The sequence below is a fragment of the Stenotrophomonas sp. YJH_SMC_82 genome, from assembly GCF_059368875.1.
In genome coordinates, this window is record NZ_JCAFSE010000001.1 from 673,936 (window position 1) to 693,265 (window position 19,330).

Sequence of the window (19,330 nt, forward strand, 5' to 3'; positions counted from 1 at the left end):
GTAGCGATGGGCGGCATCCGGTGGTCGCAGTCTAGTCCTGCCGCGTGGTGCTGCCGGTTCATCTCCTGCGCGGATTCGGGCAAGCTGGGCGGTCTCGATCGACAAGGACATCCATGAGCGCGCTATCCAGCATCGAACAGGCCACCGGCCAGACCTTCCCGCCCCTGTTCAAGCAGTTGCATGCAGCGGGTCGGTTGAGCTGGGGTGCTCCCCATCCGGAATGGTCCGAGGTGGTATTCCCGGCGCTGCAGGCAGAACCGCCGGTGCTGCTGTACGCCCAGGACTATGAGCCGTTGGAACACGATGAACTGCTCGAGGCGTGGCAGGAGCTGACCGCGGAGGATCATTACAATCCCCTGCGCACTGACCTGCAGTTGCTGCCCTTTGCGCGGACCGGCGCGGGTGACAGTTACTGTTTCTGGAGCAACGCGCCCGGTTTCAGCGAACCGCCGGTGGTGATGGTGTGGCATGACGACGACCGTGCCGACGTGCTGGCCGCCAGCTACCAGGATTTCGTGTTCCGCAAGATGGTCGAAGCGGTTGCCGACTACCAGCGGCCGTACACACTGCTGTCGCACGGCGAGCTGGCCGGGAATCTGCAGCGCTGGCTGCAGACTCACCATTCCTTCCTGCGCGGCGACCAGTACGCAGCATTGCAGCGGCTGTTCGCCCGCGTTGACGATATTGAAGAAGGGAACTTCAGCGAAGACGAGGCACAGGCCATCGTCGCTGAAGTGATCGGCTTCGAGCGGTTGGACGAGTCGTTCGCCTACGTGCGCGAGGACGCCTGAGGGCTGGGGTCGGATCCGGGCGCAGCGTGGCTCTGACTCCTTGTTCGCCGAACAGGGGGCAGAGCCCTTTCCGTTGGAAGGGGATCCGACCCCGTGCGGGCCCCGTGCGGGATCAGCCTGCGGCCGGGTAATCGAGATAGCCCGCCTCGCCGCCCCCGTAATAGGTGCTGCGGTCGGGCGTGGCCAGCGCGACGTTGCGTTGCAGGCGTTCGACCAGATCCGGGTTGGCGATGAACGGCTGGCCGAACGCGGCAAGGTCGATGGTGCCGGCCTCGACCAGCTGCAGGGCGCGTTCGCGGGTCATGCCGCCGGCCAGGATCACGGTGCCACCGTAGGCCTGCTTGAACTGCTGCAGGAAGGCCTCGCCCAGCACCGACTGGCCCGCCTGCTGGTTGTCGTTGAGATGCACATAGGCCAGGCCGCGCTTGCCCAGTTCCTCGGCCAGGTACAGATAGGTGGCCTCGTTGTCGGGGTAGAACGGCATGTCGAAGGTGAGATTGTTCGGTGCCAGGCGCACGCCGATGCGCTGCGCACCGATGCGCTGGGCCATCGCATCGACGGTGTCCAGGATCAAGCGCGCGCGGTTGGGCAGCGAGCCGCCGTAGTGATCTTCGCGCTGGTTGATGACCGGGTTGAGGAACTGTTCGAACAGGTAGCCGTTGGCGGCATGCAGTTCGATGCCGTCGAATCCGGCGGCGATGGCGTTCTCTGCGCCGCGCACGAAGTCGTCGACGATGCCGGGGATCTCTGCGGTCTCCAGTGCACGTGCCGGGGTGGGATCGGCGTGGCCGCGGCTGCCATCGTCCAGGTACACGAACGAGGTGTTCTTCGGTGCGCTGGCCACCGGGCGGGTACCGGCGCTGACCGGTTGCCCACCGTCGGGCTGCAGCGAGGAATGCGACATGCGGCCGACGTGCCAGAGCTGGGCGAAGATCGTGCCCTGTGCGGCATGCACCGCCTCGGTGACGAGCTTCCACCCGGCCACCTGCTCGGCCGACCAGATACCCGGGACGTCGATGTAGCCCTGGCCCTGCGGCGAGACCGGGGTGCCTTCACTGATGATCAGGCCGGCGCTGGCGCGCTGCCGGTAGTACTGCGCGGTGAGTTCGTTGGCGACCGCACCGGGGTTGCGGGCGCGGGTCATCGGGGCCATCGCGATGCGGTTGCGCAGGGCGGTGCCTGCCAGATCGAAGGGGCGGAACAGGGCGGCGATCATGTCGGTCATCTCGGTGTGGGGGAAGGCGCCAGCGGCGCGATGCACACAGGATGGAGTTGACATGCGGACGCATAAAGCGCTTCGATCTCCCTGGGCGCGGGACTATTTGTCCCCAATGGAGCGTGATAGATGCTGCCGCTGGAATCGTTGAATGGCCTGGTGACCTTCGTTACCACGGCCCGCTCAGGCAGCTTCACCGAGGCTGCCGACGCGCTGGGCATCTCGCGCTCGGCAGTGGGCAAGGCCATCGCCCGGCTGGAAGCGCGGCTGGGCGTGCGCCTGTTCCACCGCACCACGCGGCGCATCGCGCTGACCACCGATGGCGAGGCGTACTACGCATCGTGTGCGGCGGCGCTGGAAGAAATCTCCGCCGCCGAAGCCTGCCTGGGGTCGGCCGGCCTGCCCAGCGGACGGCTGCGCATCGACATGCCGTCCTCGTTCGGGCGGCTGGTGGTGCTGCCCGTGCTGCTGCGCCTGTGCCGGCAGTACCCGGGCCTGCAACTGACGATGACCTTCACCGATCACTTCGTTGATCCGGTCGAAGAGGGCATCGACCTGCTGATCCGCTTCGGCGGGTTGCACCAGGCCGAGCACCTGGTCGCGCGCCGGCTGGGTCGCCAGCGCCTGGTCACCTGCGCATCGCCGGAGTACCTGCAGGCGCATGGCGTGCCAGCGACCGTGGAGGAACTGGCGCAGCATCGCAGCATCGTCGGCTTCCGCCATGGGCAACCGGTGGCGTGGCGGATTGGCAGTGATGACGCCGAGGGAACATTCATCCCGAACGCGGCCTACCAGCTCAACGATGGTGACGCAGTGATCGATGCGGCCATCGCAGGACTGGGCATCTGCCAGATGCCCATTTCACTGGTACGCCGACATCTGGAATCCGGCGCGCTGCACTCGGTGCTGGATGCGCACATGCAACGGCATATCGACATCCATGCGCTGTGGCCACCGACCCGGCACCTGCGGCCGAAGGTGCGCTATGTGGTGGATGAACTGGCGCGGCTGGCGGCTCAGGGCCTGTTTGACTGAGCGTAGGGCGTCAGTAGTCGACGATCCGGGCGGACGTGTCTTCGCCTTCCTGAAGTGCTTCAAATACCTCAGCCAGAAGCGCGATCAGATCGCGCCCATGTGAGGTGACGAAGTAGGTCGCCAGGCTGTCGATGTCGCCAGCGATATCGTCTCCCCACGGTGGACGCTGGGTTCGATCCTCGAACGACCAGATGACACGGGCTGGCGGAAGCTCGGCCAGCTCGCGGCGGACCCTATGCAGTTCGGCCAGCGCGTCGGCAGCATCTGATTGCTGCAGTCCGCCGGCGTACAGTTGCCTCATGAGGATAGGGAAACGGCTTCCCCATCCATCCGGTTCCAGATTGCCGGTGATCGTCGAGAAGAACGCGTACAGAAAGTCGCCGCTGCCGATCTCATCGGTGATGCGCCCGAGCTGGATACCAACGCCCATTACCTGTTCCTGATTCTGTAGTTCCCAGAGCATGCCTCATGTGTTGATGGTAGAAGCTGGGTTTCTGTAAATGATTGATCCTAATGAATTCAAGGGCGCCGCTGCGGAGGCGGGAGATGCCATTCCCGTCACCTTGAGAACATCTGTGTATACTATCCCCCAGTATAGTTCCGAGGTGGCCTCGCCATGCCGCACTCCCCCGAAGAGAAGAAGAAGGTCCTGGCCCGCGTGCGCCGCATCCGTGGCCAGTGCGATGCGCTGGACCGCGCGCTGGAAGCTGGCGCCGACTGCGGGCCGGTGCTGCAGCAGATCGCCGCCATCCGTGGCGCGGTCAACGGCCTGATGTCCGAGGTGATGGAGGCCCATCTGCGCGAGGAGTTCGGGCAACCCGCCGCCTCCGATGAACAACGCGCTGAACGCGTGCGCGACATGAGCGCGTTGATCCGTTCATACCTGAAATAAACGACGGCGCAACATGGCGCCGCCCATCCTGTCATTGCCTGTCTCTGGAGAGTCCACCATGAAGTCCCGTGCCGCCGTCGCCTTTGGTCCCGGCCAGCCGCTGCAGATCGTCGAGATCGACGTCGCCCCGCCGAAGAAGGGCGAAGTGCTGGTGAAGATCACCCACACCGGTGTCTGCCACACCGATGCGTTCACGCTGTCCGGCGATGATCCGGAAGGCCTGTTCCCGGTGGTGCTGGGCCATGAAGGCGCCGGCATCGTGGTTGAAGTGGGCGAGGGCGTGACCAGCGTCAAGCCGGGCGACCACGTGATTCCGCTGTACACCGCCGAGTGCGGCGAGTGCCTGTTCTGCAAGAGCGGCAAGACCAACCTGTGCGTGGCCGTGCGCGCGACCCAGGGCAAGGGCGTGATGCCCGATGGCACCAGCCGCTTCAGCTACAACGGTGAGCCGCTGTACCACTACATGGGTTGCTCGACCTTCAGCGAGTACACCGTGGTGGCCGAAGTGTCGCTGGCGAAGATCAATCCGGACGCCAACCCGGAACACGTCTGCCTGCTCGGCTGCGGCGTCACCACCGGCATCGGCGCGGTGCACAACACCGCCAAGGTGCAGGAAGGCGACAGCGTGGCGGTGTTCGGCCTCGGCGGCATCGGCCTAGCGGTGATCCAGGGCGCGCGCCAGGCCAAGGCCGGCCGCATCATCGCGGTGGACACCAATCCGTCCAAGTTCGAACTGGCGCGCGAATTCGGCGCCACCGACTGCATCAACCCGAAGGATTTCGATAAGCCGATCCAGCAGGTCATCGTCGAGATGACGACCTGGGGCGTGGACCACAGCTTCGAGTGCATCGGCAACGTCAACGTGATGCGCGCGGCGCTGGAATGCGCGCACCGTGGCTGGGGCCAGAGCGTGGTGATCGGCGTGGCCGGTTCGGGCCAGGAGATCTCCACCCGTCCGTTCCAGCTGGTGACCGGCCGCAAGTGGATGGGCACCGCCTTCGGTGGCGTGAAGGGCCGCAGCCAGCTGCCGGGCATGGTCGAGGATGCGATGAAGGGCGATATCGAACTGGCCCCGTTCGTCACCCACACCATGGAACTGGACAAGATCAACGACGCCTTCGACCTGATGCATGAAGGCAAGTCGATCCGTTCGGTGGTCCACTACTGAGCCGCGGCGTGGGCTGGTTCGACGCCCTGCGCAGGCCGCGTGCGGAGGATCCACGCGCGGCCCTGGTCGACCCGATCGAGCAGGCGCTGCGCGCGCTGGGGTGGGTCGAGGGCGGCATGGGTCCACCGCGCGTGGTGGACTCGCCCTTCGGCATTGATGAAATGCCGTTCGAGCACTGGCTGGCACAGGTATTCCTGCCGCGCCTGCACGAAGCCCGCGCCGACGGCCAGTGGCCACCGCGCAGCGACGTGGCGGTGGCGGCGTACCGCAACCTGGACGGCCAGCCTGGCGTCGAATCGTTGCTGCGCCTGCTGGCACAGCTGGATGAACTGATCAACCAAGGCGTCCACGCCGGGCGTGGATAAGCCGACCAAGGTCGGCATCTACCAGAAGCACGCGTGCGCTGACGCGCCGCGCAGGAGAGCACCATGGAACGCATTGAACACCGCGCCTGTTTCGGCGGCTGGCAGGACGTCTACCGCCATCATTCGACCACGCTGGGCTGCGACATGCAGTTCGCCGTGTACCTGCCGCCGCAGGCGGAAACGCAGACGCTGCCGGTGCTGTACTGGCTGAGCGGGCTGACCTGCACCGAGCAGAATTTCATCACCAAGGCGGGCGCGCAGCGCTATGCGGCCGAACACGGCGTGATCATTGTCGCGCCTGATACCAGCCCGCGCGGTGATGACGTGGCCGATGCCGAAGGCTACGACCTGGGCAAGGGCGCAGGGTTCTACCTCAACGCCACCCGTGCGCCCTGGGCGAAGCACTTCCGCATGCATGACTATGTAGTGCACGAGTTGCCGGCGCTGATCGAAGCGGAGTTCCCGGCGACCGGCGCACGCGCCATCAGCGGGCACTCGATGGGCGGCCACGGTGCGCTGGTGATCGCGCTGCGCAATCCGGGGCGCTACCGCAGCGTGTCGGCGTTCTCGCCGATCGTCGCGCCCAGCCATGTTCCGTGGGGGCAGAAGGCCTTCCACGCCTACCTTGGCGACAACCCGGCCGACTGGGCGCAATGGGACGCCTGCGCATTGATTGCCGCGGCCAGCGAGCGCCTGCCGTTGCTGGTCGACCAGGGCGAGGCGGACGAGTTCCTGCAGACCCAGCTGCAGCCGCAGCGCCTGCAGGAGGCCTGCGCCGCTGCCGGCCATCCGCTGACCCTGCGCCTGCAGCCCGGCTACGACCACAGCTACTACTTCATTGGCAGCTTCATCGGCGAGCACATCGCCCACCACGCCCGCGCCCTGCAGGGCTGAGCCCCCGGGAAAAAGGGGACGGAGGGGATTAAGTCGCATTTGCCGCTGTGCCGCAAACGACTTAATCCCCTCCGTCCCCTTTTTCAGCGATGGATCACACCCTCGTGGCGTCGCCCCGCGCTATCGTGCGCGTAGACGGCCTTGCGGATCGGGGGATGCATGCCGGTAGTGCTGGCGCTGCTGTATGTGCTGTGCCATGGCCTGGTGCTGGCCTTGTGGCCTGGTCCGGCCGGGGTAGGCTCCTTCGTTTTCCTGACCGGTGCCCCGTTGCTGGCGGCGGCCGCCTGCCTGTGGCGGGCCCGCCGCGACCGCGCGGCACTGGGGTGGCGCGCCACGGCATTGGCGCTGCTGCTGTGGGCCGGCGGCATGGCGTTCAACATGATCGACGCCCTGGGCGCCGGGCGTGCCGATTTCACCCCGCGCGCAAGCCTGTTCCTTTACGTGCTCTACGGTGTGCCCCTGGTGTTCATCCTGGCCAGGGCGCGCCGGGAACGGGTCAGCATCAGCCTGATCGATGCGGCCATGGCGGCGCTGCTGGGCGTGCTGTTCTTCGTGCACGCGCAGTCGTTCGCCGCCCGCGTTGACATCGACGACCACGCGTTGTCCAACATGCAACGCATGTTCGATATCCAGAACCTGTGCATCGCCGTGTTCGCGGTGGTGCGCTGGCTGGCCGGCGACGTTCCCGAGCGGCGTACCTTTTTCCGCGCGCTGGCGATGTATGCGGCGACCTACCTGTTGGTGGCGTATTACATCAACCACTACACCTCCGGTGATGCGTTCGGTGCCTATGCCGATCTGCTGATCGATCTGCCGTTCCTGCTGCTGGCGCTGCTCGCACTCAGCCAGGCACCGGCGCGGGTCCTGACGCCGCATCCGCGGATGGCGCGCACGGTGCAGGCGGCGGGCCCGATGATCCTGCCGCTGCTGCTGCTGGTGGTGGGCACCCTGGTGGTCGACCATGCCCGGCCCCTGGCCGTGAGCGGTTTCGTGGTGGCGACGCTGGGGTTCGGCCTGCGCAGCATCCTGCTGCAGGTGGACCTGATGGAACGGCAGGCCTCGCTGGACCAGCTGGCGCGCCAGGATGGCCTGACAGGCGTGGCCAACCGGCGCGAGTTCGACGCGCTGCTGCTGGCCGAGTGGAATCGCGCACGGCGCAGTGGCACCGAGCTGGGCCTGCTGCTGTTGGATATCGATCATTTCAAGGCCTTCAACGACCGCCACGGCCATCCCGCCGGCGACCGCTGCCTGCAGGCCGTGGCAGCGGTACTGAAGGCGAGCGCCGGTCGCGCCGGTGACAGCGTCGCACGTTATGGCGGCGAGGAATTTGCGGTGATCGTGCCCGGAAGCGCGCTGTCGGGCGTTCTGGCGCTGGCCGAGCGCCTGCGCCAGGCGGTGGAAGCGCTGCCGTTGCCGGAAGGATCGGTCAGTATCAGCATCGGCGTGGGTTACCTGCATCCGCCGGCTCTGGCCAGTGCCGATCAGTTGCTGGCAGACGCCGATGCCGGCCTGTATGCCGCCAAGCGGGCTGGCCGCAACCAGGTGATCCTGCATGCGCACGTGCTGGATGACGAGGGCAGCACGCACGGAACGATGGACTGCTGAGCAGCTCTCTGCATGCGATCACACGGGGGGCGCGACGGCTTATCGCTGCCGCAACCAGCCGGTCGGATCGAGCAGCCTCAGCCCGACCGGTGACAATGAGCGCTGCCGCAACGGCAGGTTTGCCGCCTGCACGGCCATCGCACAGCGTGCCAGTTGCCGGCGCAACGGTGCCAGCGTGTCGTCTTCGCGGGGCCGCGCATGCCGCCATTGTGCGATGCGCAGCAGGCAGACCAGCAGGTCCAGTTCACTGGCGGCAATGAAGGGAGAGCCGGCCGGCAGCAGATCGATCGGAGCGGCGGGGGTGGCCAGCAGCGACAGCAGGCCGATGAAGGCGTCGCAGCCCTCCTGGCCAAGCCCGAGTCCGCTCAGCTGGGCAAGGCCATCGGCCTGTAGATCGGGGTCGCGCAACTGCCGTATCGCGCCCAGCAGCGCCTGTTCGCCCCGGCCGAACTGTCGACCGAAGGCGCGGTAGTTGACCCGGGTGGGAAACAACGGGGAACGGGAGGCCATGGTGGCTAGGGCTGTGGGTCGCGGGTTTCCACCAGCACCGGACAGGGCGCGTGGTCGATGGTCCATTGCCCGACCGAGGGTTCGAACAGGCGTTCCAGCCGGGACAGGTGGCGATGGCCGATCACGATCAGGTCGCACTTCAGGCGCCGGGCCTGCTCGCTGATCACTTCGCCGGGATCGCCGGAGGGGATCTGCGCGATGGCATCGACGCCGCGCTCGCGCAGTTCGGCCAGGGCTTCGGCCAATACTGCCTCGGCGCGGGAGCGCTGGCGGGCGGCTTCCGGATACTCGGTGCGATCGGCTTCGCTGGCATCGGCCGCCAGCGCGAATTCGGGGTCGAGCACGCACAGCAGGTGCAGGCGGCTGTGGGGGCCGGCGATGGCGGCGGCCAGGTCCAGCACGCGTGCGTGCTGGGGGCCACCATCCAGGGCGACCAGCAGGGTAGTGAACATGGATGTCTCCTTGGCAGGACGGGGATGGTCGCCGATGTCACCGCGCGCACCCATGCCGTGCGCGGCAGTCAATGCATGCGTCGAACGCAACCCACGGTGGTTGCAAGTGCCGTAGAGTCATCTGATTTACTGGAGACTGTCATGCCCCTGCCGGACCTGAACCTGTTGCTGGCACTGGACGTGCTGATTGACGAATGCAGCGTGGCCGCCGCCGCGCGCCGCATGAACCTGAGCGCGCCGGCGATGAGCCGCACCCTGGGCCGGATCCGCACTGCGCTGGGTGACCCGGTGCTGGTGCGTGCCGGCCGCGGTCTGGCGCCCACGCCCCGCGCGCTGCAGCTGCGCGAGCAGGTCCGCGATGTGATCGAGCAGGCCCACCGCGTCTTCAACGCTGGTCGTGAAGTGGACATGCGCGTGCTCGAGCGAACCTTCAGCGTGCGCGCCAATGATGTCTTCATCGGTGGATTTGGCGGTCGCCTGCGCGAGATCTTCCGCCAGCAGGCACCGCGCGCGGTGCTGCGCTTCGTGCCCGAGGGCGATACCGACGATGATGCGATGGCGCAGGGCCGGATCGACCTGTACATCAGCACCGCCGGCAAGCATGCGCCCGATACCAAGGTGCAGAACCTGTTCAGTACCTCGTTCATGGGCGCCGCGCGCGAGGACCATCCACTGTTCGACGAGGAGATCAGTGCAGAGCGCTTTGCCGCGTGCGACCACATCGCGGTGTCGCGCCGTGGCCTGCCGCGTGGGCCGATCGATGATGACCTGGCCACGCTCGGCCTGCAGCGCCGCGTGGCGCTGATCAGCCCGACCTTCCACGGTGCGATCTTCGCGGCGGCCGAATCAGACCTGATCCTGCCGCAGATGCCGAGCGTGATGCTGGAGCGGATCGTCAGCATGCGCCTGCCGCTGCGCCTGTTCCCGCTGCCGATCCCGGTGCGTACCGCGGCCATCGTGCAGGCCTGGCATCCGCGGCTGGACAACGATGCCGCGCACCAGTGGCTTCGCCGTTCGATCAAGACCATGTGCGAGCGCGTCGAGGACGCCCACCGCTGAGACCCGCAGGCGTGCGCTGGACGCACGCCTGGGATGCCGGCGACGCCATTTTTCACAGGGTACCGGCTCCCTAGACTGCGCTCCCCGGAGTTTCACTGAGCGCATTCCAATGACCCTCAACATGCCGTGCACTGCACGGATCGGTGCCTGGCGATGAGTGCGCCGGCCGCCGCTGTCCCGGCCGCCGCAGCGCCCCGTCCTGCCGCCGCCCCCGGGCTCGATCGCCGCATTCTGGTCGGCCTGTGTGGCGTGCTGCTGGCGGTGCTGGTGTCCGGCTTCAACGAGAACATCACCAAGGTCGCGCTGGCCGACATCCGTGGCGCGATGGGTTTCAGCGTCGACGACGGCAGCTGGATCGTCGCCCTCTACAGCGCGATGTCGGTCAGCGCGATGGCCTTCGCGCCGTGGTGTGCCGCCACGTTCTCGCTGCGCCGTTTCGCGCTGGCGATGATCGGTGGCTTCATGGTGCTGGGCGTGCTGTGCCCGCTCGCCCCGAACCTGCAGGTGTTCCTGCTGCTGCGTGCATTGCAGGGCCTGTGCGGCGGTGCACTGCCGCCGTTGCTGATGAGCGTGGCGCTGCGCTTCCTGCCGCCTGGCATCAAGCTGTACGGCCTGGCCGGCTACGCGTTGACGGCGACGTTCGGCCCGAGCATGGGCACGCCGCTGGCCGCGTTCTGGGTCGAGCAGGTGGGCTGGCACTGGGCGTTCTGGCAGATCGTGCCGTACTGCCTGGCCGCCATGGCGATGGTCGGCTGGGGTCTGCCACAGGACCCGCTGCGGCTGGAACGCTTCGCCCAGTTCGATGGCGTTGGGCTGCTGCTCGGCCTGCCGGCGCTGGTGCTGCTGGTGCTGGGCCTGGTGCAGGGCCCGCGGCTGAACTGGTTCGATTCGCCGATGATCACGCTGATGATCGGTGGCGGTGCCGGCCTGATGGTGCTGTTCATGATCAACGAATGGTTCCACCCGCTGCCGTTCTTCAAGCTGCAGTTGTTGGCCAACCGCAATCTCAGCTACTCGCTGGTCACGCTGGGTGGCGTGCTGTTCGTGCTGCTGGCGGTGATCTCGATCCCGTCCGGCTTCCTGGCCAGCGTGCAGGGCTACCGGCCGCTGCAGACCGCACCGATGCTGCTGTGGGTGGCACTGCCACAGGTGATCGCGCTGCCGCTGGTGGCGGCCCTGTTGAACATCCGCGCGGTGGACTGCCGCTGGGTGCAGGCCACCGGCCTGGCGATGCTGGCACTGGCCTGCTGGCTGGGCTCGCACCTGGACGTGGCCTGGATCCGCGACAACTTCCTGTGGGTGCAGCTGCTGCAGGTGTTTGCCCAGCCGATGGCGGTGCTGCCGCTGCTGATGCTGGCCACCGGCGGCCTGGCGCCACAGGATGGCCCGTTTGCCTCGGCCTGGTTCAACACGGTCAAGGGCTTCGCTGCGGTGCTCGCCGGTGGCGTACTGGATGCCATCGCCCAAGGCCGCCGTCATTTCCATTCCACCGTGCTGGTCGACCGCCTTGGCGAGCAACCGTGGCTGGCCGATGGCCCGCAGCTGGGCGCGCGCCTGCATGCACAGGTACAGGCGCTGACTTCGGCCGACCTGTACTGGGTGGTCGCACTGGTGGCGCTGGCCTTCATTCCCCTCATTGCCTGGATGCCCACCCGCATCCATCCGCCACGCGCCGTGGCCTGAACCTTTCGCAGGAACCCCCTCATGACGATCAATCGAACCCCTCTCAACACCGGCCTGGGCCTGGGCGTGCTGGCCCTGGCCATCGGCGCGTGGCTGCTGCTGCGCGATGGCGGTCACCAGACCACCAACAATGCGTACGTGGTGGCCGACTACACCCTGGTAGCGCCGAAGATTGCCGGCTTCGTCAGTGCCGTGGAGGTAGAGGACAACCAGTCGGTGAAGGCCGGCGACGTCCTTGCCCGCATCGACGACCGCGACTACCAGGTGGCACTGCAGGCTGCGCGTGCCGACCTTGCCAATGCCCGTGCGCAGCTGGCCAATGCGCAGGCCGCACTGGCCCAGCAGGACTCGCTGATCGCGCAGGCCAGGGCCAGCGTCGATGTCAGCCGTTCCGAACTGACCCTGGCCAGTGCCGACCAGCAGCGTTACCGCGAACTGGCCCGTGATGGCGCCGGTACCGTGCAGAACGCGCAGCAGGCGCAGTCGAAGCAGGCCGTGGCCAGTGCGCATCTGCAGCAGGGCCAGGCCGCACTGTCGACCGCACGCCAGCGCACCGACATCCTCAGCGCGGGCGTGCAGGCTGCACAGGCGGCGGTGCAGCGTGCAGAAGCGGCACAGGCACGCGCCGAACTGGATCTGTCGCACACCGTGCTGCGCGCGCCGATCGATGGCATGGTCGGTCGCCGCGCAGTGCGCGTCGGTGCCTACCTGACCCCGGGTACGCCGGTGGCTGCGGTGGTCCCGCTGAAGCGCGCCTTCGTGGTCGCCAACTTCCAGGAAACACAGATGACCCGCATGCAGGCCGGCCAGCAGGTCGAACTGAAGGTGGACGTATTCCCGGGCACGCCGCTGCGCGGGCACATCGACAGCATTGCACCAGCCACCGGCGTCACCTTTGCTGCAGTCGCACCAGAGAACGCCACCGGCAACTTCACCAAGGTGGTGCAGCGCATTCCGGTGAAGATCGTGCTGGAGCCGGGCCAGCCGCTGCTGGACCAGCTGCGTGCCGGCATGTCGGTGGAAGCCAGCGTTGACCTGGGCAGCCGCGCGCGTGCGCAGAGCGTGCAGCACGGACCGGGCCACAAGCGCGGGGAGGGCGCATGAGCGCCATTACCGTGTTCCGCACCTTCGTTGCGGCCACCCTGTGCACGGCCCTGGCTGCCTGCGCGATGGGCCCGGACTTCGTACGCCCGCAGGCGGAACTGCCCGGCCACTGGCGGGGTGGGGCTGTCGCCGGCAACGCCATCGACCAGGACGCGGCCTGGTGGGCCGGCTTCGACGATCCGCTGCTGGGGCAGCTGGCCCACCAGGTGCTGGCGGCCAACCTGGATCTGCAGCTGGCCGCCAACCGCGTGCAGCAGAGCCGCACCGCGCGCGGCATCACCGCCGCCGATCGCCTGCCCAGCGTCAGCGCGAGCGCCAGTGGCGTGCGTGCACGCAACAGCGAGGTGGGCCTGAATGATCCGTCCGGCAATGGCGGCCGTGATGACTACGGGCTGTTCCAGGCCGGTATCGGCCTGGGCTGGGAACTGGACCTGTGGGGCCGCGTGCGGCGCCAGGTGGAAGCGGCCGACGCGCGCGTGCAGATGGCCGAAGAGGATGCACACGCCGTGCGCATCGCGCTGCTGGCGGAAACCGCGCGTGATTACCTGCAGCTGCGTGCGACGCGGCAGCTGCTGGCGATCACCGAGGACAACCTCAGCATCGCGCATGACATCAAACGGCTGACCGAGGCGCGCCAGAAGCAGGGCGTGGCCAGCACGCTGCAGGTGTCCAGCGCGGCCGCGCAGGTGGCTTCGCTGCAGGCGCGCATCGCGCCGCTGCGGCATCGCGAATCGCAGCTGCGCAATGCGCTGGCGTTCCTGCTGGCACAGCCGCCGCAGGCGCTGGACGCGCAGCTGCAGGATGCACGCCGTGACTGGCCGGCGTTGCCAGCGGTGGCGGTGGGTCTGCCGAGTGAACTGGCCGAGCGTCGCCCGGACATCCGTCGTGCCGAGGCGGCACTGCATGCGGCAACGGCCGGCATCGGCGTGGCCAAGGCCAGTTTCCTGCCGCGCATCACCTTGAATGGTGACGCAGGCTTCCAGGCCAAGCAGCTGGATGACCTGGATGGCTGGAACGCGCACCGTTTCAGCATCGGGCCGTCGATCAGCCTGCCGATCTTCCAGGGCGGGCGGCTGAAGGCGAACCTCGCGCTGAGCAGGCTGCAGCAGCAACAGTCGGCCCTGCAGTTCCGCCGTACCGTGTTGCAGGCCTGGCATGAGGTGGACGACGCCATGGACGGCTACAGTGCCGAGCAGCAGCGCACGGTGCAGCTGCACGTGGCGGTGGATGAGAGCGAGACGGCACTGGGGGCGGCGCGCCGGCAGTACCAGGCCGGCGTGGTCGACATGCTGGACGTGCTGACCACCCAGCGCATCGCGCTGGACAACCAGGCCGCGCTGGCCAACAGCCAGGCCGCCGCCGCGATCGCGCGGGTGGAGCTGTACCGCGCGCTCGGTGGCGGCTGGTAGCGATAGGGAAACGCCGGGCCATGCCCGGCGGTTCGTCGGTAGTTGCCAACCTTGGTTGGCAGTTTTTTTGGAGCGCCAACCAAGGGTGGCGTCTACCAGAGCATGGTCATCGGCACCGGGTCGATCACGACACGGGCACGGTAGCGCCGGGCCATGCCCGGCGGGCGGGTGCCTCAACGCACGTCGCGCAGTTCCCAGTGGCTGCCGGCCAGCAGGCGCAGGCGCTGCTTGAACACGTCACTGTCGATGCGGGTGGTGGCGACCAGGTTGATGCGCAGGTCCTTCTGCTCGCCGGTCACGGTGGCCTCCGGGTCGGTCACGCCCCACTGCGGTTCCACCGCATCCGGGTCGGGCTGCTTGGCCTTCCAGCGTTCGAACAGCGTGCCGCTGCGCAGGGCATCCTGCAGCTCTTCGGCGAAACCGGCGGCGCCCTGGGAATGGAAGGACAGGTCAGGGTCGTTGCCGCGGGCCTTGGACGGATCGGGCAGGCTGATGTGGTACTGCGCAGGCATGGAGTTCTCCTTGAAGTGCGGCAAGGCTGGCACAGTCGGGGTGGAATCGATGTGCAGATTCCTGCCGTGGCCAGCGCTCATTCGAACCGATGCGGCCCATCGGCAAATCCCACGGTGACCGCGCCCTTGCCGACGTTGACCATGCCGGTCAGGCTCATCACCGATTCGTACACGGTCACGCCATGGCCGGCGCAGACCTCTTTCATCTGTGCATAGCCGGGCAGGCTGCGCAGCTCGTCCAGTTCGCCGCCGTAGCTGACGCACACCGTCGGCGTCATCAGCCCCGCACGCACGCGCTGGCCGACCACCGCGAACAGCTTCTGCACGGCGCTGTCGAAGCCCTTGATCTTGGCCACCGGCCCGGTCTCGCCACGGTAGCCGTGCAGCACCGGCTTGATGTCCAGTGCACTGCCCAGTGCCGCGCTGAGCAGGCCGACACTGCGGTCGCCCTTGTGCCGCGCGCGTGCGCGCATGTAGTACAGGTCGCGGGTGATCATGTAGCCGTGCACGTTGCCGGCCAGTTCTTCCAGCCGTTCGCGGATCTGCTGCACGCTGGCGCCGCTGTCACGCAGGCGGACAGCCTCCACCGCGGTCACGGCCTGCGCGGCGAACAGGTTCTGGGTATCAAGTACGCGCAGCGCGAACGGCGAGTTGTAGCCCGCTGCCTGCCGCACCGGCTTGTAATCGTTGAGGATGGCGAAGCTGGCCTGCAGCGCGTTGTCGTGGATCGGGCTGCGGGTCTTGGTGATGGTCATGCAGAACACGTGGTCGTAATCGATCACCAGCTGCTGCAGGAACAGGTCGCGGATCTGGTTGACGCTGAAGGGGATGGTTTCCGCTTCAGCGCCATGTTCGGCCACATGCGCGTGCAGGAAGCTCAGGGTGGCCTGCTCATCGCGATGATCGGCCAGCACGGCTTCGCCGATCCGTACGGTGATCGGCAGCAGCACGATGTTGTGCTCGGCAATGAAGTCCTGCGGCAGGTCGCAGGCCGAGTCGACGACGATTCCGATGCGCATCCGCGGCTCCCCCTCCAGGGCGGTTGTAGGTTCGGAAATGTGAAATCTATCTCAAATTCTGGCGTGGCGCGCGAGGGAAACGCGGCACGCCCTGTTCAGCGACTGCGCTGCACGGCCACCGGAAGCTCGGCCAGGCGCTGCCATTCGGGCTGCCGCAGCAGATCCGGGTCGGCCAGCACCGCCGCCATCAGTGGGTGGGCGTCGTTGCCCCAGAACAGTTCGCCATCGATGGCCAGGGTCGGCACGCCGAACACGCCGGTTGCAATGGCGGCTTCGGTGTTCCTCCGCAGCTGCTCCTTGACCGCGGGAGTCGCGATGGCGCTGGCGACATCCTCGATCCCCAGCCGCGCGGCTGGTTCGCGCAGGGCCTCGGCGCTGTCGGCGGCATTGCCGTCGCGCCAGATCCAGTCGAACAGCACGTCCACCGCCCGTGCGCTGCCACCCGCGGCCAGGCACAGGCGCAGGGCAGACAGCGGATTGAACGGGTGGCCCGGCGGGAACCGCAGCGGTGTGCCTTCGGCCTGCGCGGTCCACAGCAGCTGGCGGTAGATGAAGCGGCGCTTGGCCGGAATCTCGGCCGGCCCGAGGTTGCCCAGGTGATGCAGCACGGCACCAAAGGCGATCGGCACCGGCTGGATCCGCGGGAATTCGGGCAGCTGCTTCAGCTTCTGCCAATGCAGGTAGGAGTACGGCGAAACGAAGTCGAAATACCAGCGCAGGGTGGCCATGGTGGTGTCCTTCAATGCGGTCAGGGCTGCGCGTTGCGCAGCAGGTAGCGATCGCGCAGCTCGGTCTGGCGCGAGCGCATCGGCATCGCCCGGCCGCCCAGCCAGACCTGTTCGGCATAGTGCGCCACGTCCAGCGGGTCGCCCTCCCACAGCACCAGGTCGGCACGCTTGCCCGGCTCGATGCTGCCGATCTGGTCGGCCACACCGAACGCCTGCGCCGGCACCCGGGTCAGGCCGGCCAGGCCGTCGGCCCAGGGCAGTCCATTGGCCACGGCATTGCCGGCCAGCTGGCGCATCTTGCGGGCGTTGTGCGAGGCGTCGCCACGCTGCACGAACGAGACCGCCACGCCGGCCCGTTGCAGGCGTGCCGCATTTTCCAGGGTTGCACCGATCTGGTCGAAGCTGGCCGGCAGGTTGGACAGCACGTCGACGAACACCGGCACCTGCGCGGCGGCCAGCTCCGGTGCCAGCTGCCAGGCTTCGCTGCCACCGGCAATGGCGATCTTCACCTTCTCGCGGGCGCCCCAGCGCAGCAGCTGGCGGATGTCCGCCGCACGGTCCACCTCCACCACGATGCGGCCCTGGCCGGCCAGGTAGCGGCCCAGCGTGCGGCGCCCGGCCGGGGTCAGCAGCGCATGCGGTGAGTCCGCGGCGACCTGGCCACGCGCCTCGTCCACCATCTGCTGCAGCAGCATCCATTGCGCCGCACGCGAATGCCCGGTCAGTTCCACTGCGGCCGACCCCAGGCGCAGGAACAGCGCGCGCGGCCCGAGGGGATCGGCGCTGCCGTCCAGCCGCATCACACCGCCCTGGCCAGCGACGAAGCCGCCACCGGTGGCGGCCCCCAAGGCGGTGAAGCCGATGCCGTCCAGGCGCGCCACCGGGATCAGCACCGAGGCCGGGTTGTAGGCCAGGGTGACATCGAACTCGGGGCGCAACGGTTGTTCGCCGATCTTCAGCGTGCTGTCGACCGTGCTCGCTTCACCGGAGACTTCTTCGATGCCGATCTCGGTGATGCCCCCGAACAGCGCGGGTGTCAGCGGGCGGCCATCGGCCTCGACGACGTTGGCCCCGGCCGGTGCGGACAGCCCGTTGCCGACTGCGCGGATGATGCCGCCCTGCACCAGTACATCGGCGTGCTGCAGGCTGCCGCGCGCGCTGGCCGTATGTACGGTGGCGTTGCGGACCAGCAGGTCCTGCGCCTGCGCAGCTGCGGAGAGGTAGACCAGCACCATGACCGTAGCGCCGAGCCAAGCCCGGCGACGCTTGTTCAACGCGCCCATCAGTGCACCTCCTGGCCGAGCTGGAAATCGGAACGCGGCGTCGCTGCCGGCGCACTGCGGTCGTACAGGCGGCGGCCGTCGATGAAGACCTGTTCGGCCAGCGCGTAGGAACCGAAGGGGTTGCCGTTCCACACCACTACGTCGGCCATCTTGCCGGCCTCCAGGGTGCCGGTCTGGCCTTCAATGCCCAGCGCTCTGGCGGCATTGGCCGTCATCCAGGTGATGGCATGTTCGGGGGTGATCTCCGGCATGTGCGCGCGGCGCGCGGCGGCGATCACCTTGGCCGCTTCCTGGTTCAGGCGCTGGATGCCTTCGGGCGAATCGGAATGGACGATGGCGCAGCTGTTCTTCGGCCGGTCGACCAGTGCGATGTTCTCCGGAATGCCATCGAAGGCTTCCATCTTGAAGCCCCACCAGTCGGCCCACAGCGCACCGCAGACGCCGTCGGCGGCCAGCCGGTCGGCCAGCTTGTAGGCCTCCACGCCGTGGTGGAAGGCCGCCACCTTGAAGCCGAATTCCTTGGCCAGGTCGAGCATGGTGGCCATCTCGTCGGCGCGGTAGCAGTGGATGTGCACGCGGATGTCGCCTTCGATCGCGCCGGCCAGCGTGTCCAGCTTGAGATCGCGCTTGCCGCCGGCATCACCGGCGCTGTCGCCCTTGTCGCTGCCGAACCAGCCCTTGCGCTTGGCCGGCTTGGGTTTGTTCTTGGCGATGTAGTCGGCAGCATCGATGAAGGCGGCGCGGTAGCCGGCAACGTTGCCCATCCGCGTGGCTGGGGCGACGCCCTTGCCTTCGCCGTAAACCCGTTTCGGGTTCTCGCCGCAGGCCATTTTCAGCCCCCACGGAGCACCCGGGAATTTCATGGCCTGGTAGGTGATGGCCGGCACGTTCTTCAGGGTCACGCCACGGCCACCGACCAGGTTGGCCGAGCCAGGCAGCACCTGCATGCTGGTCACGCCTCCGGCCAGGGCTGTAGCGAAGCCCGGGTCCTGCGGCCACACCGAGTGCTCGGCCCAGACATTGGCGGTGACCGGTGCGGTCATCTCGTTGCCGTCGCTGTGCGCGCCGACGCCCGGGCTGGGGTACACGCCCAGGTGCGAGTGCACGTCGATCAGGCCCGGGGTGACCCACTTGCCCCGCGCATCGATGCGGGTGACCCCGGCATCGGCCTGCAGCTGGCGGCCCACGGCGGCGATGCGGCCCTCGCGCAGCAGCACGTCGGCGTTGTCCAGGCGCTGGCCGGTGCCGGTGAGCACAATGGCGTTCTGGATCAGCACCGGCGCATCGGGATGCGCCCGGTAGGTGCTGGGGTAGGGATCGGCGACGAAGCGCGAGGCGCCCATCGCCGGTGCCGTGCTCAACGAAACCAGCGCCATCCCAAGAGCGGCGCGCAACACCATCGATGCCATGCAGAGATCCCCAACCCACGCGTGAATCCGCCGACGCTATCCGTCGTCGATACCACTTGCCAAGTGACCTTGGGCAGGGGCAGGGGTGGGGATTTTCCTATACAAAAATTCTGAACGAAGCATTAATTTTTTGTGACACCTGCCGCTACCAACCGGTGGGACAGCGAGCGCTGACCCGCCGTGAGGTGTGCTTTCC

General features: G+C 67.6%; 20 protein-coding genes. 11 read left to right on the forward strand and 9 right to left on the reverse strand.

The annotated features are described in order from the left end of the window. The first annotated feature begins 113 nt into the window (after positions 1-113). Complete coding sequence (locus tag AC5P53_RS03085) at positions 114-791, forward strand: SMI1/KNR4 family protein (protein WP_049440660.1); 678 nt, start codon at positions 114-116, stop codon at positions 789-791. Between the two features lie 112 nt (positions 792-903). Here the strand turns inward: AC5P53_RS03085 and AC5P53_RS03090 are convergent, their stop codons facing one another. Continuing rightward, on the reverse strand, positions 904-2,007 hold the full coding sequence (locus AC5P53_RS03090; protein ID WP_049440690.1) for an alkene reductase: 1,104 nt from the start codon (positions 2,005-2,007) through the stop codon (positions 904-906). Between the two features lie 129 nt (positions 2,008-2,136). Between AC5P53_RS03090 and AC5P53_RS03095 the strand changes: the two genes are divergently transcribed. Beyond that, complete coding sequence (locus AC5P53_RS03095) at positions 2,137-3,042, forward strand: LysR family transcriptional regulator (RefSeq protein WP_241887106.1); 906 nt, start codon at positions 2,137-2,139, stop codon at positions 3,040-3,042. Between the two features lie 10 nt (positions 3,043-3,052). On the opposite strand, the gene AC5P53_RS03100 is transcribed toward AC5P53_RS03095, so the two are convergent. Further along, a complete protein-coding gene (locus AC5P53_RS03100) occupies positions 3,053-3,472 on the reverse strand; it encodes an Imm70 family immunity protein (RefSeq protein ID WP_142235180.1) in 420 nt (139 codons plus the stop codon). A gap of 186 nt (positions 3,473-3,658) precedes the next feature. Here AC5P53_RS03100 and frmR point away from each other — a divergent pair, with 186 nt between their 5' ends. The 5 genes from frmR to AC5P53_RS03125 all read left to right on the forward strand — a co-directional run bounded on the left by frmR (position 3,659) and on the right by AC5P53_RS03125 (position 7,966). Next, the gene (frmR, locus tag AC5P53_RS03105; RefSeq protein ID WP_005411009.1) at positions 3,659-3,934 is read left to right on the forward strand and encodes a formaldehyde-responsive transcriptional repressor FrmR; all 276 of its coding nucleotides are present in this window, start codon (positions 3,659-3,661) and stop codon (positions 3,932-3,934) included. Between the two features lie 58 nt (positions 3,935-3,992). Continuing rightward, positions 3,993-5,102 carry an S-(hydroxymethyl)glutathione dehydrogenase/class III alcohol dehydrogenase gene (locus AC5P53_RS03110; protein WP_241887105.1) on the forward strand — a complete coding sequence of 370 codons (1,110 nt, stop codon included), beginning with the start codon at positions 3,993-3,995 and terminating at the stop codon, positions 5,100-5,102. A gap of 8 nt (positions 5,103-5,110) precedes the next feature. Continuing rightward, positions 5,111-5,467, forward strand: a complete 357-nt coding sequence (locus AC5P53_RS03115) for a YqcC family protein (protein WP_241887104.1) — start codon at positions 5,111-5,113, stop codon at positions 5,465-5,467. A 63-nt stretch (positions 5,468-5,530) separates the two neighbouring features. Beyond that, entirely contained in the window at positions 5,531-6,361 is an 831-nt protein-coding gene (fghA, locus tag AC5P53_RS03120; protein WP_241887103.1) for an S-formylglutathione hydrolase, read from the forward strand. Between the two features lie 159 nt (positions 6,362-6,520). Then, the gene (locus AC5P53_RS03125; RefSeq protein WP_049408786.1) at positions 6,521-7,966 is read left to right on the forward strand and encodes a GGDEF domain-containing protein; all 1,446 of its coding nucleotides are present in this window, start codon (positions 6,521-6,523) and stop codon (positions 7,964-7,966) included. A 39-nt stretch (positions 7,967-8,005) separates the two neighbouring features. Here AC5P53_RS03125 and AC5P53_RS03130 read toward each other — a convergent pair whose 3' ends face one another. Together AC5P53_RS03130 and AC5P53_RS03135 are read right to left on the reverse strand one after the other, a co-directional pair. Continuing rightward, entirely contained in the window at positions 8,006-8,476 is a 471-nt protein-coding gene (locus AC5P53_RS03130) for a hypothetical protein (protein ID WP_169412048.1), read from the reverse strand. Positions 8,477-8,481: 5 nt separating this feature from the next. Continuing rightward, a complete protein-coding gene (locus AC5P53_RS03135; protein ID WP_014648382.1) occupies positions 8,482-8,928 on the reverse strand; it encodes a universal stress protein in 447 nt (148 codons plus the stop codon). A 141-nt stretch (positions 8,929-9,069) separates the two neighbouring features. On the opposite strand from AC5P53_RS03135, the gene AC5P53_RS03140 reads away from it, so the two are divergent. The 4 genes from AC5P53_RS03140 (at position 9,070) to AC5P53_RS03155 (ending at position 14,183) form a co-directional block, all read left to right on the forward strand. Further along, positions 9,070-9,987 carry a LysR family transcriptional regulator gene (locus AC5P53_RS03140; protein ID WP_014648381.1) on the forward strand — a complete coding sequence of 306 codons (918 nt, stop codon included), beginning with the start codon at positions 9,070-9,072 and terminating at the stop codon, positions 9,985-9,987. A gap of 153 nt (positions 9,988-10,140) precedes the next feature. Next, complete coding sequence (locus AC5P53_RS03145; protein ID WP_014648380.1) at positions 10,141-11,670, forward strand: MFS transporter; 1,530 nt, start codon at positions 10,141-10,143, stop codon at positions 11,668-11,670. 21 nt (positions 11,671-11,691) lie between these two features. After that, the gene (locus AC5P53_RS03150) at positions 11,692-12,774 is read left to right on the forward strand and encodes an HlyD family secretion protein (protein WP_032956599.1); all 1,083 of its coding nucleotides are present in this window, start codon (positions 11,692-11,694) and stop codon (positions 12,772-12,774) included. Next, positions 12,771-14,183 carry an efflux transporter outer membrane subunit gene (locus AC5P53_RS03155; RefSeq protein WP_142235184.1) on the forward strand — a complete coding sequence of 471 codons (1,413 nt, stop codon included), beginning with the start codon at positions 12,771-12,773 and terminating at the stop codon, positions 14,181-14,183. Before AC5P53_RS03150 ends, AC5P53_RS03155 begins: the two co-directional genes overlap by 4 nt. A 173-nt stretch (positions 14,184-14,356) precedes the next feature. On the opposite strand, the gene AC5P53_RS03160 is transcribed toward AC5P53_RS03155, so the two are convergent. The 5 genes from AC5P53_RS03160 to AC5P53_RS03180 all read right to left on the reverse strand — a co-directional run bounded on the left by AC5P53_RS03160 (position 14,357) and on the right by AC5P53_RS03180 (position 19,134). Then, complete coding sequence (locus AC5P53_RS03160; protein ID WP_005410998.1) at positions 14,357-14,695, reverse strand: hypothetical protein; 339 nt, start codon at positions 14,693-14,695, stop codon at positions 14,357-14,359. A gap of 77 nt (positions 14,696-14,772) precedes the next feature. Next, positions 14,773-15,714, reverse strand: a complete 942-nt coding sequence (locus tag AC5P53_RS03165; RefSeq protein ID WP_032956590.1) for a DegV family protein — start codon at positions 15,712-15,714, stop codon at positions 14,773-14,775. A gap of 95 nt (positions 15,715-15,809) precedes the next feature. Then, positions 15,810-16,442 (reverse strand): 2-hydroxychromene-2-carboxylate isomerase, encoded by a 633-nt coding sequence (locus AC5P53_RS03170; protein ID WP_014648376.1) that lies wholly within the window; start codon positions 16,440-16,442, stop codon positions 15,810-15,812. Positions 16,443-16,462: 20 nt separating this feature from the next. Then, complete coding sequence (locus AC5P53_RS03175) at positions 16,463-17,725, reverse strand: amidohydrolase family protein (RefSeq protein WP_241887102.1); 1,263 nt, start codon at positions 17,723-17,725, stop codon at positions 16,463-16,465. Next, positions 17,725-19,134, reverse strand: coding sequence for an amidohydrolase (locus AC5P53_RS03180; protein WP_241887101.1), 1,410 nt, complete (start codon positions 19,132-19,134; stop codon positions 17,725-17,727). Before AC5P53_RS03180 ends, AC5P53_RS03175 begins: the two co-directional genes overlap by 1 nt. Positions 19,135-19,330: the final 196 nt, after the last annotated feature.

What these genes read in the sequence shown, in the direction of transcription:
- AC5P53_RS03085 (WP_049440660.1), top strand. Translation starts at nt 114, where the DNA reads ATGAGCGCGCTATCCAGCATCGAACAGGCCACCGGCCAGACCTTCCCG.
- AC5P53_RS03090 (WP_049440690.1), bottom strand. Translation starts at nt 2,007, where the DNA reads ATGATCGCCGCCCTGTTCCGCCCCTTCGATCTGGCAGGCACCGCCCTG.
- AC5P53_RS03095 (WP_241887106.1), top strand. Translation starts at nt 2,137, where the DNA reads ATGCTGCCGCTGGAATCGTTGAATGGCCTGGTGACCTTCGTTACCACG.
- AC5P53_RS03100 (WP_142235180.1), bottom strand. Translation starts at nt 3,472, where the DNA reads ATGGGCGTTGGTATCCAGCTCGGGCGCATCACCGATGAGATCGGCAGC.
- frmR (WP_005411009.1), top strand. Translation starts at nt 3,659, where the DNA reads ATGCCGCACTCCCCCGAAGAGAAGAAGAAGGTCCTGGCCCGCGTGCGC.
- AC5P53_RS03110 (WP_241887105.1), top strand. Translation starts at nt 3,993, where the DNA reads ATGAAGTCCCGTGCCGCCGTCGCCTTTGGTCCCGGCCAGCCGCTGCAG.
- fghA (WP_241887103.1), top strand. Translation starts at nt 5,531, where the DNA reads ATGGAACGCATTGAACACCGCGCCTGTTTCGGCGGCTGGCAGGACGTC.
- AC5P53_RS03125 (WP_049408786.1), top strand. Translation starts at nt 6,521, where the DNA reads ATGCCGGTAGTGCTGGCGCTGCTGTATGTGCTGTGCCATGGCCTGGTG.
- AC5P53_RS03130 (WP_169412048.1), bottom strand. Translation starts at nt 8,476, where the DNA reads ATGGCCTCCCGTTCCCCGTTGTTTCCCACCCGGGTCAACTACCGCGCC.
- AC5P53_RS03135 (WP_014648382.1), bottom strand. Translation starts at nt 8,928, where the DNA reads ATGTTCACTACCCTGCTGGTCGCCCTGGATGGTGGCCCCCAGCACGCA.
- AC5P53_RS03140 (WP_014648381.1), top strand. Translation starts at nt 9,070, where the DNA reads ATGCCCCTGCCGGACCTGAACCTGTTGCTGGCACTGGACGTGCTGATT.
- AC5P53_RS03145 (WP_014648380.1), top strand. Translation starts at nt 10,141, where the DNA reads ATGAGTGCGCCGGCCGCCGCTGTCCCGGCCGCCGCAGCGCCCCGTCCT.
- AC5P53_RS03150 (WP_032956599.1), top strand. Translation starts at nt 11,692, where the DNA reads ATGACGATCAATCGAACCCCTCTCAACACCGGCCTGGGCCTGGGCGTG.
- AC5P53_RS03155 (WP_142235184.1), top strand. Translation starts at nt 12,771, where the DNA reads ATGAGCGCCATTACCGTGTTCCGCACCTTCGTTGCGGCCACCCTGTGC.
- AC5P53_RS03160 (WP_005410998.1), bottom strand. Translation starts at nt 14,695, where the DNA reads ATGCCTGCGCAGTACCACATCAGCCTGCCCGATCCGTCCAAGGCCCGC.
- AC5P53_RS03165 (WP_032956590.1), bottom strand. Translation starts at nt 15,714, where the DNA reads ATGCGCATCGGAATCGTCGTCGACTCGGCCTGCGACCTGCCGCAGGAC.
- AC5P53_RS03170 (WP_014648376.1), bottom strand. Translation starts at nt 16,442, where the DNA reads ATGGCCACCCTGCGCTGGTATTTCGACTTCGTTTCGCCGTACTCCTAC.
- AC5P53_RS03175 (WP_241887102.1), bottom strand. Translation starts at nt 17,725, where the DNA reads ATGGGCGCGTTGAACAAGCGTCGCCGGGCTTGGCTCGGCGCTACGGTC.
- AC5P53_RS03180 (WP_241887101.1), bottom strand. Translation starts at nt 19,134, where the DNA reads ATGGCATCGATGGTGTTGCGCGCCGCTCTTGGGATGGCGCTGGTTTCG.